Here is an 11,909-nt window from a genome sequence, read left to right as displayed (position 1 = left end):
CATCCTCCCATGCTTCTGTCACAGGTACATGTGGACGATGGGATTACACTTTGAGTTATCTAGGCTCGAGCGCCTTCACAGTGTCTCCTACAGCAGCGATTGGATCTTTAATCGGCTCTGAGATCACAACATCCCCAAAGGGAACGGTGAATGTCACGACCGGCAGACCTCCCTTCTATTTTTTTGCGACTCCCACAGCAACAGTGGTCAGCGGGATTACCTATAAGGGTGCAACCGTATATAACACTAATCTAAACGGCGTAGGGCTAGCGATGTGGGGAACGACCTACACCAGTGGCCCTATCACTCTGTTGTCTAACTCGACGGTTGCTGGAACCTACACGGGATCTTTTCATTATGCCCTGGTTAAAACGGCAGCAACGGTAACGCCTGGCGTGGTCAATACGGTCTGGGGTAATAGTCTGGGCTTACAGTGCCTAAATACCGCAGGAGCTACGGTTAAATCGCCTATTGAAAGCGGTAACGTTGCTTTCGCTTTCGTCACACTCACCGTCCCCGCCTGCTACGTTTCCAGCACGTCAATTAACGTCCCCCTCGGTGACGTCAAGCGCACTACCTTTACCGGCGTAGGCAGCACCTCCCCGGCGCAAAGCTTCACCGTCCCGCTGGTGTGCAGCCGCGCGACCAAAGTCAGCATGACGCTCTCGCCGGGTGCCAGCGGCGCGTATAACGCCAGCACTGGCATATTAAACCTCGACACGCCCACGTCCGGGAAAAGTGCGACAGGCATTGGGATCCAGCTGCTCTACAGCAGTGCGGCAAAAGCGTTAAACACCGCGTTCAGCGTGGGCTCGGTCACGGCGGCCGGGAACCTCAACGTGCCGCTTTCCGCACGCTACTACCAGACGGCCACGTCGGTGACCGCAGGCCAGGCCAACGGCACCGCGACCTTTACCATGACCTACAATTAGTTTTACTGAGTTAACATCGTGACCAACAGGGAAATGACTATGAATAAAGTCCTTATCACATCGCTGCTCTCCTTAAGCGCATTCGCCGTTCACGCCGCGGACATGCCGACCGTCAGCGAGCTGGCGACGGGTAAAACCACCGCCGCCGCGTTTAAAGAGATGGTGGGCAAAACCACCCTGCCGCAGTGGGTGGTGAAAGGCGGCGTGGATTCACAGGGGCAAAACGTCACCATTGATGGCGTGACGTATCAGCTGCAAACCGCCTGCAAACCGCACGACTGCGGCGCAGAGAAAATTGCCGTTCTCTACTCACCGAAAATGCAAAAAATGGCGGGCGTGCTGGCCACCAGCAACGAAAGTGAAAATAAGCAGACCTTACAGTGGCTGAATATCAGCGATGAACTGTCTATCGACGGTAAAACAGCGCTGTTTGCCGCCCTGACGGGTAGTGCGGATAATCACCCGGGCATGTTTAATTTCAAATAAAAAAAAGGCGTCGCAGTGGCGGCGCCTTTTTTTGGTGCGTAAACCGGGTGATGAATATCTTAATTAACGACACCGACCACCTCGTTCCCCGTAAAATCACCTGAACGATCGAAATTATAACTCATGGTTAAAATCCCGATCGTTTCACACCCTTCACACACTTTTACCGGATAAGCATAAAATAGCTGCTGTCCATGATAGTTCACGGATTTATCCACTAAAAAACCAGGCCCGACCGGAAAAGCATGAGGCTGCTTTTGTAAAAATCGTTGCCACTGGCTATTTGCTTCCAGATCCTGAAGCGCGTCCTGCATATCCACCGGCGCGCCCTCTGACGGCACAAGGATATCCTCCTGGGTATTCTTCTCCCGGAACGGGTAGGTCACGGTCGCGATGGCGATATTGTGAATGCGCGTGTAGCCCGACACATAGCCGTAATCTTCTTTAGCAGAGACATACATCGCCGCCGCCACCGCTTTCGGCGAGCCGGAGTTCTGGATGGTACTGATCAGGCACTCGCCGTGGCGCTTCTCGTAAAAACAGTGGCTCACATCGCCGCGCCAGACGGAGTCGACCGTAATAAACGGCGTGGTTTTGTGCTCCACTATTTTCTGGATTTTGCGCAGGGCGTTCGTCGCTGGCGCATCATCGCAGCCCGATAAAATAACGGGCAGCAGTATTGCTGAAAATAAACGTTTCTTTATCATAATGACATATTGTCTTAACGCTGTGCAGGAATTTCAGTCTATATAAATAAAGGTTAACTGTGAGCTATGAGGATTCTGATTTTAAATATCAGCACTAACTCTGCGAGTCCGCACCGCGTATAATGATCGCCATAATGTTATCCAGCCTGATAGTGTCCTGAATTATTATTTCATGACCGCATATGATTATTCCGATATGGCGATACGACTGCTGGAAAAAATAGTCACGAGCAAAACCATGCCACTGAAAAGAAAATATTACGTCTTGCTAACGGCGGGTATTATTACCCTGTTTATGTTAATAGCCGGTAGCATCTCGATCTGGTATCAAACCTACCGCTCCTACCAGGCGGATGCCCAGAACAACGCCAGACAAATCGCTCACCATATTGACGCTATGCTCACCCAGGCCGAGCAGACGGCCATCCGCAGCCAGTCGTTTTTAGACAAAGCCTGTACCGCCGAAACCGGCTGGCAGCTGGCGCACCTCAACGCCTTTTTTCCGTATATCCGTTCCATCAACCTGGCGGAGGGGAGCACGATCTGGTGCTCCTCTTTGCTGATCAACAAGCCCCTGCCGCTGGAAGTTGAACTCTTTGAGGGGGGCGAGCTGGCGCTGCATCCCGGCACCGTGGTTACGCCGGGCATTCCCGCCTTCTCCTTGCGCAAGCAGTTCGCGGACGGGGACGTCGTGGTCACTATCCACGGCAATTTTTTGCGTGACGCGCTGCAACAGATCGGCACGCTGAACGACGCCTATTTTCAGTCAGGCAAAATGCTGATGACCAAAACCGGCAAAGTCCTTCCCGCCCCGCCGGGCGAGCAGGAGGGATACAAAATTTACCGCTCCAGCCATTTCCCCTACGTCGTGGCCTACAGCTACGGTGCGCCGACCTTTCCTATGGTCTGGCAGCGCGGCAAGTACCTGTTTATCCTCAACGTTATCCTGTCGGCGCTGGCGGGATGGCTGTATCACCTGTGGATGTCGAGACAGCAATCGCCGTTTCATATGCTGGAAAACGCCATTCAGCGCGGGCAAATCGTCCCCTACTATCAGCCGCTGGTGAACGTGGAGGAGCGCAATATTGTCGGGTTTGAAGTGCTGGCCCGCTGGATCCACCCGGTACACGGCGTGATCCCGCCCGATGCCTTTATTCCGCTGGCCGAACAGAGCGGGCTGATTGTCCCGATGACCTCGCTGCTGATGGAGAAAGTCGCCAGCGATTTACAGTATCTGCAAGCCAGGCTGCCGAATAAAATTCACGTCAGCTTTAACCTCAGCAAGCAGCATTTTGAGTCTTTAACCTTCATTGAAGACTGCAAAAAACTGTTCGATACGGTGGGCAAAGACCGCGTCAATATCATTGCGGAAATTACCGAGCGCGATGATATCGGCACCACCAGTCGGCTGGAGGAGGTTCTGTCCACCTTGCGCAAAATGGGCGTGGCGATAGCGCTGGACGATTTCGGCACCGGCAATTCCAACCTGGCCTATCTGGGATCCATTCACCCTGACCACATCAAAATTGATAAACAGTTTATTAGCCAGATTGGGAAAAACGACGAGGATAATGTCCTGCTGGACTGCGTGATTGATATCGCCAGAAAGCTTGGCATGAATATCATTGCGGAAGGGGTCGAGCATGAATATCAGTCTGAGTACCTTGCCGGCAAAGGTATCAGCAGTATGCAGGGTTATTTATTCTCTAAACCGCTGTCCTTGAAGGACATGATCACGCATATGATGCTGGAGAGACAGGGTCATCACCAGCAGATGTATTTGCCGTAACGGCGGGGTTAGTTATCCAGAATTTCCCCGCAGTTCATGACCGGCGAGTAGAAATTCGAAACCAGCATCAGACCCGGCTCAATCATATTTACGATCAGCTCCATCTCCTTGCCGGTGTCCTTTTTGTTTATCGGCCAGGAGGTGTACTGGTTTTTCTCTGAGTCCGGCGGGTAAAATTCAACGCCGGTAAACTTCAGATTTACCAGCCCTTTTTTCTTATCGGCCAGTTCATAATTAAACTTCACGCTGCGGAACATATGGAAAAGATGTTTCTCATCCTGGTAAACATCGCCCGCCACGTTTAACGTGCCGGTGTAATCTTTTTTAAGCTGCAACGACATTTCACCGGTGAGTTTATCCGAGTCACGTCTTAAGGAATCATAGGTGATATCCAGTCGCGTACCGCACACCATGCTGTAGCCATTATGATGTGAGTTCCAGAGCAGCGTGCTGATACTGGCGGCGACCAGTAATGCAGACCCGCCGAGAATTCCCCACGCATGGATCCGTTTCATCGCGTTATCCTTCCCCGTTATGGGTGTAGAGATTAATACATTCCACTGAGCCCTCTTTCTGACAAAGAGAGAAAAATACCCGTTGGGCATGTTTAGAGGCGAAATGCTGATCGATACTCAGACGGATCTCTTTATCCGCGTTGCAGGAGAGATTCAGCTTTTGTAATAAGAAGCGAACCATATCGAGATGTTCAGGAATTAACGCGGCCTCGACACGGTTAAAAGAGAGAACCTTGCAGCCGTTAACGGTGCCCAGCGGGTACTCTTTTTTAATCGGCGGCAAGGTTTCGCGGCTCACCGTCACGGCGGTATAAACGGCAAAACAGCATGATAGCGCCAGAGCGCCCGCAGCAAGCCAGCCCAAATAGGATTTTCGCTCGGCGGACACCTCTTTTCCCCGCACGGCGATATCGGCAATAAATTTAAAGCCGATTTTCGGGACGGTGACGATGATATTGTCCGGCAGGCCCAGCAGCGCAAACTCTTTACGCAACAGGCTAATATGCTGGTTGAGGTTGGCATTAGAAGATCGCATTCCGAAGTCATCCCAGACTTTTTCGAAAAGCTCTTCACGCTCGATGGTCTGGCCGTTCTTTTCAATAAAGAGCTTAAGAAGACGCGTCATTGCCTGAGCGAGAAACACCTCTCCATCCCCTTCGGGCAGACTCAATCGGCCGCGCTGCACATCGAATACAACCAGATCGTTGATAATGTATTCCATTTAATCTCTTACTTAGCTGAATAGCTCCAACTGGATATGAGCACACCGAAAGTAAAATGAGATTCTAGCATAAAAACCTCAATCCTCATAAAAAACGGCTCAAAAAATGTATATCGGCGGCAACCCTGAACATATATTTCAACAACCAGGCCTTTCTGATTACTTTATTAACCTGGGTGGCATGTGACCTAAGTGAAATTAACATCCCGCCCTAAATCAAAAAGCGATGAATTATAACGGGGTGTATTATGTTGAAGATTGACGTTTTTTCTCCCGACTATTTTCACAACGAGATGCTGTACCGCAGCATTAATCAGTTAATGGCATTGCATCAAAACAGTCTGCCGGCTTTTTCTTCCAAAGTGTTCTTGCTTCCTGACGATGGTCAGTGCCTTGCCCTCTCTTTTTTGCCCGAACTTATGCTCGCAGACAATGCACTTGTTCTATGTACCGACAGGATTTACCGCATTCTGACGGGCTTATTATACGGAAAAATCATCTATTATCCGGAGCTCCCTATAAGCCAGAAAATATTTATTAATGCACTAATAAATAAGCTGATTAGCGAAATGTACAGTAACGCTACTCGAAATATCAGCCATTTTGCAAATAAAATCTCACCCACTCAATTGTCATTTCGTGCGCAAAATTCCCAGCTCAATCGTCTGCTCCAGCAATTAGCCGTTGCGGAGCAGGTTGTTGGCTTCAAAAAGAATAACGAGCAGACCATTTCGCACGTATTTGGGATCGCTTCTGCGCCTTCTCATTGGTAAATGAGATCCTACAGCTTAGCACCACTGTATATAGACACCTGTGAACTTTCTTAATTAACCTTTCGCCAGATATATGTTTAAGCATTGTTTATATAATAAGCCGCAATATCACTCCTGCCCTTACAGGGGGTGTAAAGACATATATATCATTAACGTAACATTCGTTCTCAATCTTTGAGGTAGTAGTAGACAGGACTGCTACCTCCTTTTTATTCCAGCATAAACAGCCATATTCAGCCGCGAAGGAGAGCCCTGAGAAGGGACAAAAAGAAAGGGAGAAAATCGATGCCACACACTGCTTCATTTATTCTTAGCGTGATGTACGCCATGGGATTGGGCGTGTTTCTCTCACTTGTCGGCGGCCTGGCCCTGTTTATTCTCTCTCTTAAAAAATAAGGGGCTGTCGATGGCAATCGAGACCGGTGCGCTTTACCAGACAAAGCACAACGCGGCGCTAACCCGCATTCGCATCCTGTGCGTGGCGGTCAGCCTGTTATTGATCGTCTGCTCGGTCGCCGAGACCTGGTACATGCTGGAATCCTGGTTCAGCGGCGAAGCGTTCCAGGAAATTTATGAGAACTACGCCCGGTTTTATCCTGAGATCGCGCACGTCGCGCTGGGCGGCTGGGGCGTTTATATTCTGACGATGCTCGTCGATCTGTGCGGCTTTATCCCCTATTACCTGGCCCTGGTGCTGGTAGCCCTGCTGTTTTATAAGCTGCGCGACGGGGACATCCTTGAAGGCTCTATTGTTCGGCTACTGAAAGCGTCCAGCCTTCTTCTGGTTGTAGACGCCTGCTTCCCTGCCGTTCGCGATACGCTCCAGGTCTTTATCTTTACCTTCAGCAGCAGCCACCCGGTTTTAGTCCTGACGATGGGGCTGAGTTCAGGGGGAATACGTCTGTTTATTGTGGCGATGGGCCTGTACGCAACGGCGTTAATTTTGCGTCAGTGTAAAACGCCGCTGTAGTACGCTCAGCCCCGGCAGCTGGCGCCAGAAAGAGAGACTTTTTTGCAGGTCGCTGACCGCGAGCGTCAGAGGGTTAAGTGATTGCAGCATGACATCCCCTTTGGTTTTTCGCTTCAGGCATGATACGGTATTTTGATGAATACATACTCCGCCATAATCACCGCAAATCGTTGGTGGCAGCCTTCTTAAAGGCGGCCCGGAGTTGTTTATCCCATTTTCAGATAGCCGCCGAAAGGCGGCTTTCACATTTTTAAGACCCCTTTCGGCAATTGCACATTAAGGAGTCTTTATGAACGTTCAAACCATCCTCACCGGCGATCGCCCGACCGGCCCGCTGCATCTTGGCCACTACGTCGGGTCGCTGCGCCAGCGCGTGTCCCTTCAGCAGACGCACAACCAGTATGTGTTGATCGCCGACCTGCAAGGGCTGACCGACAACGGCAGCAACCCGCAGAAGATCCGCGATAACATCCCCGAGGTGCTGGCGGATTATCTGGCCGCAGGCATCGACCCGACCCTGACCACGATCTGCCTGCAATCCGCCCTGCCCGCCCTTGCCGAACTGACGATGCTGTATATGAACATCGTCACCGTCGCCCGCGTGGAGCGTAACCCGACGGTGAAAAACGAGATTGCGCAGAAGGGCTTTGCCCGCTCCCTGCCGGTCGGGTTTATGGCCTACCCCATCAGCCAGGCGGCGGACATCACCGCGTTCAAGGCCGAGTGCGTGCCCGTCGGCGACGACCAGCTGCCGATGATTGAGCAGACCAACGAGATTGTCCACAAGATGAACAGCCTGCTGCCCGCCCCGGTGCTACGCCACTGCAAGGCGATGCTGAGCAACACCAGCCGCCTGCCCGGCATCGACGGCAGCGCCAAGATGTCGAAATCGCTCGGCAACACGCTGCACCTCTCCGCCAGCGAAGAGACTATTCACCGTGCGGTCAGCGCGATGTACACCGATCCGAACCACCTGAAGGTGAGCGATCCGGGGCAGATTGAGGGCAACGTGCTGTTTACTTACCTCGACGCGTTTCATCCGGACAAAGACAAGGTGGCGGCGATGAAGGCGCACTATCAGGCGGGCGGGCTTGGGGACAGATCGTGCAAGAACGAGCTGGAAACCTGTTTGCAGGAACTGATCGCGCCGATGCGGGAGCGCCGGGCGATGTATATCCGTGATAAAGGGGAGCTGATGGCGATGCTGAAGCGCGGGACCGAACGGGCGCAGGGAGTGACGCAGGCGACGCTGAAAGAGGTGAAGGTGGGGCTGGGGGTGCCAGTGTTTTGAAATAACCTCCGGCAGCCTGTTTTCGAATTACAGGCTGCCAAAACTACCTATTCCAACATCCATTAAAACGAACGTTTATTATCACGTTAATTAAAGATGACCTTAGTCAAATCAGACGGTTAATTAAGATTTTAGCCCGGTCTATTTATCGCGCCGTGTCTCATTATTCATCCTCTAAAACCTTACAGTGCTGCACTTCGTTTTCTTCTTTGCAGGAATTTGAATGCAGCCTTATATCCATGAACGTATCGTTTCCCTGACGACCCGCGAAGGCATTTTTCCCCATGCGGGTTTCTTAACCTGGCCCGGAGAATAGGCCATGGGCTACCGTTCCACGAACTTCGGTCGCGGTCAGGCGCTGCACGGAGACAGAACAACCACGGGCGCGATTTGCTGCACCACGTTGCCCAACTGCACCGAGTACGGACGCGGCGTGATCCGCGTCGGCGATAAAACCACGCCCTGCCCAAAATGCGGTAAAGCGGGCGTTATTGCCAGCGGCGAACCGCGCGTGAGCTGGATGGGACAAGCCGCCGCCGTTGATGGCTCGATTGTTATCTGCGGTTGCCCGGCGGGCACCCACCGCGTGATCGCTCCGGCGGGCGTATGGCTCGGCTCCGGCCCTTCACCCGAACAGCAGGCGAAGGTGAAACATCAGGCCATGCTGGCCGCCCGTCAAAAAGAGCAAGAAGCCGAAGCACGGCGACAGGCGGAAGAACGCGATCGCAATCGGGTGTTTGCAAAATCGTGCCTGCGCGGCGAGGGCTGCAACGATGCGGGTTCGGAACCCGAGCCCCACACCCACTTCGCCGAGATGGCGTTTTACCAGACGTTGCCCGATGACGTGCCGCAGCGCGCCCAGTCGGCGAAGCGCAAGATAATTCCCGAACCGAAGCAGCGGAGCGCGCTTTATACGTGGTGGAACGGTCACCACGAGATGATGGATTATCAGGCCGCGGTTGCAGCCGAAGAGCGCGCGTGGATCGCCAGGACGGCCATCGCCGATGCCAGCGAACTTATCCGGATCGGCGGGCGCGCTATCACCTCCGGCACCTGGGCCGTGCGCGGCGTTACCTCGCTGGGTGGGATTGCGGCTGGCGGCCCCGGCGCGCCCGTTGCCGCACTGCTGGTTGGCATGCTCCCGGGCAGGCTGAACGACGGGGAGCAGGACTTTATCGACCTGATGCGCGCCGAGCAGATGCGCAACGCCCCTACCCGCGTTCGCTTTACCTGGGAGAACGACGCCAGCGGTTATCCGACTTCGCGCGGCTGGCATACGCCGCCGGGCAAGGACAGCGTGCGCGTTCGCCGGATGGAGTGGGATAGCCGCCGCAACGCGTACACCTTCACCACCGAGGAAGATCCACGAATCACCCTCATCTGGACGCCGGACAGTACGGGAGAGAACAGGCCGTGGAACACCGGGAACCAGAACCCGGTGCGAATACCGAACCCGGTGATGGTCGATCCGCTGCCTGAAGATACGGGGATAGGTGCGACGACCAGCCCGACGCCGGAAGAGAAAACGTTCGCGGATTATATTCTGATTCTGCCGGTGGACGGGGTGCCGCCGATTTATGTTTATCTCCGTCACAATCCTGGGCGGGTCACGGGCAAAGGTCAGAAGGTTAGCGGGATTTGGTTGTCTGATGCCAATACGGGGAACGGGTCACCCGTTCCGAGTCAAATAGCAGACCAGTTACGCGGGCGGACATTTACGGACTTTGACCAGTTCCGTAAGGCGTTTTGGTTGGAGGTATCGAGGGATCCGGGGCTGATGGAGCAGTTTATTATTAACAACCAATCAAATATTAAGAGCGGTGTTGCGCCTTTTACCCCAACTAGCGATAAAGTCGGTAAAAGAAATCGGTATGAGATACATCACATAAATCCTATAAGTCAGGGCGGTGCAGTTTATGATCTAGATAATATGAGCATAACAACGCCTAAACATCATATTGATATACACAAAGGGAATTAAATGAAAACTATCAGCGACTATACTGAAAATGAATTTTTAGATTTAGTAATAAGAATTTGCACTGCGGCAAGTGAAACAGAAGAAGAAGGAAGTTTATTGGTTTTAGAGTTTGAACGCCTTTCTGAACATCCTAAGGGATCTGACGTTATTTTTTATCCTGAAGCCGGTAAAGATTACAGCCCCGAAGGCATTGTCCGGGAAGTTAAAGAGTGGCGTCTGGCAAATGGCAAACCGGGGTTTAAGGTGTAACCATAGATAGCATTGCCGCGCGTACTGCGCGGCTTTTGCTACTCTCAGGATAAACTTGTTGACTGCAAATTATGCTCCCACGCTATCTTCATTGATAATCCCAGGGTTTTTGTGCCCACTTTTTATTCGATTTAAGTAATCATGAACTAGTTTTTTTATTTGATTATCAATATTATAAAAATCACCCAGCGAATAAAGAGAATCATTTTTCAAACCTGGTTCCTGTAGGCCACATTGGGCTATAAAGTAAAAATAACGTCCTGAAAGGGTTTTAACATCAAACTTCTTGCCAATAACAGGATTGGCATCAAACAAATTAAAGCCTATTTCTATCTTATTATCAGATGGCAGATAAAGGACATACCACTGTTTGCGATCGTGCTCAGCAATTAAATTTTCAACAAATTCTTCCGGCGATAAAGATTGTAGTAGCGTTATCTTCTTGCGAACATGCCTTCTCATTGAGCACTGTTTCATCATTACTATCAATAGTGCAATTGAGAATAAAACCACAAAAGTTAGCACTGCAACTAATAGTAACCACTCGCCAGTCACTGGACGTAAGAAGCACGATGAAATAATTAAACTTGCCACAATAGAAGACACAAACAGCAGGCTATGCCATTTATATTCATCTTTAACAAACCTAATCCCAAAGTAAATGATAAACAAACCCATAAAACTATAAAAAAACAATAATGACCTATCCATTGTCATAACCCTGATTAATACAATATGTAGTTTTATACTGAAGCGATACTAACATAGAGCCTTGATTTGTATTTAATTATATCTCAGGTGAATCCTGGCACACTCCCGACACAAAGCCGAAAGTGGGCCTGATTTTTATATTTATACTACTTGTCCGATTCCACGCTTCACCACCGGAACATCACCCGTATCATTTAATACTCCCGGAAACGTCTTCAGCCACTGCGCGACTTTCTGCTTATTAATATTCACCACACTCATGCCCTCAAGGCATCCCCACAATTCTCTTGTATGCTGTGGCGTAATCACGATGCAGTCTTTCATCACCCGGATTTTAACGGGCATACCGTTGATAAAGCCGGCCCGTGTTAGCCAGTCGCCGCCCAGAGAAAGATGCTGATAGTCTACCCGCGCGTAAAGCTCACAGCAGGCAGAGCTGGCCTCCGGCGTATCCGCGCGGGGATGAACCGGCGCAATGCTGGTCTGGTTGCCATGAAGGCGAAGCGCGCTATTTTTGCGTACCAGCTCGTGATTTTCGATCATGCTGGTGAAAGCATCTGATTCTGTTTTGCAAACGGTAAACTCTGGCTTAAAATTCGTCGCAGCCATTTTCAACTCCATTCTAGTTGGTTGTGGTTAGCGGTATGGGGGTGTTGCAGCACCTTCATATCGCGAATTCCTCGTTAAATTCTCTTTGATACTTCCTTTCGCCGTTCGGCGTAATTTCTGGTGGCTATTATACCGTGCTGAATATACGTACAGCGGTTTGGCGCGGGGGAAATTT

At 51.2% G+C, this 11,909-nt stretch carries 13 protein-coding genes; 8 read left to right on the top strand and 5 right to left on the bottom strand.

Annotated features, from left to right (window positions below):
• Positions 1-272: 272 nt before the first annotated feature.
• Positions 273-932 carry a fimbrial protein gene (locus tag ACSVHP_RS03100; protein WP_447550945.1) on the top strand — a complete coding sequence of 220 codons (660 nt, stop codon included), beginning with the start codon at positions 273-275 and terminating at the stop codon, positions 930-932.
• 39 nt (positions 933-971) lie between these two features.
• Positions 972-1,418, top strand: a complete 447-nt coding sequence (gene ivy, locus ACSVHP_RS03095; RefSeq protein WP_447550943.1) for an Ivy family C-type lysozyme inhibitor — start codon at positions 972-974, stop codon at positions 1,416-1,418.
• A 59-nt stretch (positions 1,419-1,477) separates the two neighbouring features.
• Here the strand turns inward: ivy and ACSVHP_RS03090 are convergent, their stop codons facing one another.
• Entirely contained in the window at positions 1,478-2,125 is a 648-nt protein-coding gene (locus ACSVHP_RS03090; protein ID WP_447550942.1) for a hypothetical protein, read from the bottom strand.
• A 172-nt stretch (positions 2,126-2,297) separates the two neighbouring features.
• Here ACSVHP_RS03090 and ACSVHP_RS03085 point away from each other — a divergent pair, with 172 nt between their 5' ends.
• Positions 2,298-3,914, top strand: a complete 1,617-nt coding sequence (locus ACSVHP_RS03085) for an EAL domain-containing protein (protein ID WP_447550940.1) — start codon at positions 2,298-2,300, stop codon at positions 3,912-3,914.
• Positions 3,915-3,922: 8 nt separating this feature from the next.
• Here the strand turns inward: ACSVHP_RS03085 and ACSVHP_RS03080 are convergent, their stop codons facing one another.
• Both ACSVHP_RS03080 and ACSVHP_RS03075 read right to left on the bottom strand, forming a co-directional pair.
• Entirely contained in the window at positions 3,923-4,429 is a 507-nt protein-coding gene (locus tag ACSVHP_RS03080; RefSeq protein WP_447550939.1) for a hypothetical protein, read from the bottom strand.
• Positions 4,430-4,433: 4 nt separating this feature from the next.
• Entirely contained in the window at positions 4,434-5,150 is a 717-nt protein-coding gene (locus ACSVHP_RS03075; RefSeq protein WP_447550938.1) for a winged helix-turn-helix domain-containing protein, read from the bottom strand.
• Positions 5,151-5,398: 248 nt separating this feature from the next.
• Between ACSVHP_RS03075 and ACSVHP_RS03070 the strand changes: the two genes are divergently transcribed.
• From ACSVHP_RS03070 to ACSVHP_RS03050, 5 genes are all read left to right on the top strand, one after another.
• Entirely contained in the window at positions 5,399-5,923 is a 525-nt protein-coding gene (locus ACSVHP_RS03070; protein WP_417313189.1) for a hypothetical protein, read from the top strand.
• Positions 5,924-6,329: 406 nt separating this feature from the next.
• Positions 6,330-6,893, top strand: a complete 564-nt coding sequence (locus ACSVHP_RS03065) for a hypothetical protein (RefSeq protein WP_447550936.1) — start codon at positions 6,330-6,332, stop codon at positions 6,891-6,893.
• Positions 6,894-7,182: 289 nt separating this feature from the next.
• Positions 7,183-8,184, top strand: coding sequence for a tryptophan--tRNA ligase (trpS, locus tag ACSVHP_RS03060; protein ID WP_447550934.1), 1,002 nt, complete (start codon positions 7,183-7,185; stop codon positions 8,182-8,184).
• A gap of 319 nt (positions 8,185-8,503) precedes the next feature.
• Positions 8,504-10,165 carry an S-type pyocin domain-containing protein gene (locus tag ACSVHP_RS03055; RefSeq protein WP_447550933.1) on the top strand — a complete coding sequence of 554 codons (1,662 nt, stop codon included), beginning with the start codon at positions 8,504-8,506 and terminating at the stop codon, positions 10,163-10,165.
• A complete protein-coding gene (locus ACSVHP_RS03050) occupies positions 10,166-10,414 on the top strand; it encodes a bacteriocin immunity protein (RefSeq protein WP_447550931.1) in 249 nt (82 codons plus the stop codon).
• A gap of 69 nt (positions 10,415-10,483) precedes the next feature.
• Here the strand turns inward: ACSVHP_RS03050 and ACSVHP_RS03045 are convergent, their stop codons facing one another.
• Both ACSVHP_RS03045 and ACSVHP_RS03040 read right to left on the bottom strand, forming a co-directional pair.
• Positions 10,484-11,125 carry a hypothetical protein gene (locus ACSVHP_RS03045; RefSeq protein WP_447550930.1) on the bottom strand — a complete coding sequence of 214 codons (642 nt, stop codon included), beginning with the start codon at positions 11,123-11,125 and terminating at the stop codon, positions 10,484-10,486.
• 141 nt (positions 11,126-11,266) lie between these two features.
• Positions 11,267-11,734 (bottom strand): SymE family type I addiction module toxin, encoded by a 468-nt coding sequence (locus ACSVHP_RS03040; RefSeq protein WP_447550928.1) that lies wholly within the window; start codon positions 11,732-11,734, stop codon positions 11,267-11,269.
• Positions 11,735-11,909 lie beyond the last annotated feature (175 nt).

This window comes from Enterobacter sp. 186315 (genome assembly GCF_053290175.1).
This window is presented reverse-complemented; position numbering and strand designations above follow the sequence as displayed.

Coding starts and splice junctions, on each gene's coding strand:
- ACSVHP_RS03100 (WP_447550945.1), top strand. CDS start 273: ATGTGGGGAACGACCTACACCAGTGGCCCTATCACTCTGTTGTCTAAC.
- ivy (WP_447550943.1), top strand. CDS start 972: ATGAATAAAGTCCTTATCACATCGCTGCTCTCCTTAAGCGCATTCGCC.
- ACSVHP_RS03090 (WP_447550942.1), bottom strand. CDS start 2,125: ATGATAAAGAAACGTTTATTTTCAGCAATACTGCTGCCCGTTATTTTA.
- ACSVHP_RS03085 (WP_447550940.1), top strand. CDS start 2,298: ATGACCGCATATGATTATTCCGATATGGCGATACGACTGCTGGAAAAA.
- ACSVHP_RS03080 (WP_447550939.1), bottom strand. CDS start 4,429: ATGAAACGGATCCATGCGTGGGGAATTCTCGGCGGGTCTGCATTACTG.
- ACSVHP_RS03075 (WP_447550938.1), bottom strand. CDS start 5,150: ATGGAATACATTATCAACGATCTGGTTGTATTCGATGTGCAGCGCGGC.
- ACSVHP_RS03070 (WP_417313189.1), top strand. CDS start 5,399: ATGTTGAAGATTGACGTTTTTTCTCCCGACTATTTTCACAACGAGATG.
- ACSVHP_RS03065 (WP_447550936.1), top strand. CDS start 6,330: ATGGCAATCGAGACCGGTGCGCTTTACCAGACAAAGCACAACGCGGCG.
- trpS (WP_447550934.1), top strand. CDS start 7,183: ATGAACGTTCAAACCATCCTCACCGGCGATCGCCCGACCGGCCCGCTG.
- ACSVHP_RS03055 (WP_447550933.1), top strand. CDS start 8,504: ATGGGCTACCGTTCCACGAACTTCGGTCGCGGTCAGGCGCTGCACGGA.
- ACSVHP_RS03050 (WP_447550931.1), top strand. CDS start 10,166: ATGAAAACTATCAGCGACTATACTGAAAATGAATTTTTAGATTTAGTA.
- ACSVHP_RS03045 (WP_447550930.1), bottom strand. CDS start 11,125: ATGGATAGGTCATTATTGTTTTTTTATAGTTTTATGGGTTTGTTTATC.
- ACSVHP_RS03040 (WP_447550928.1), bottom strand. CDS start 11,734: ATGGCTGCGACGAATTTTAAGCCAGAGTTTACCGTTTGCAAAACAGAA.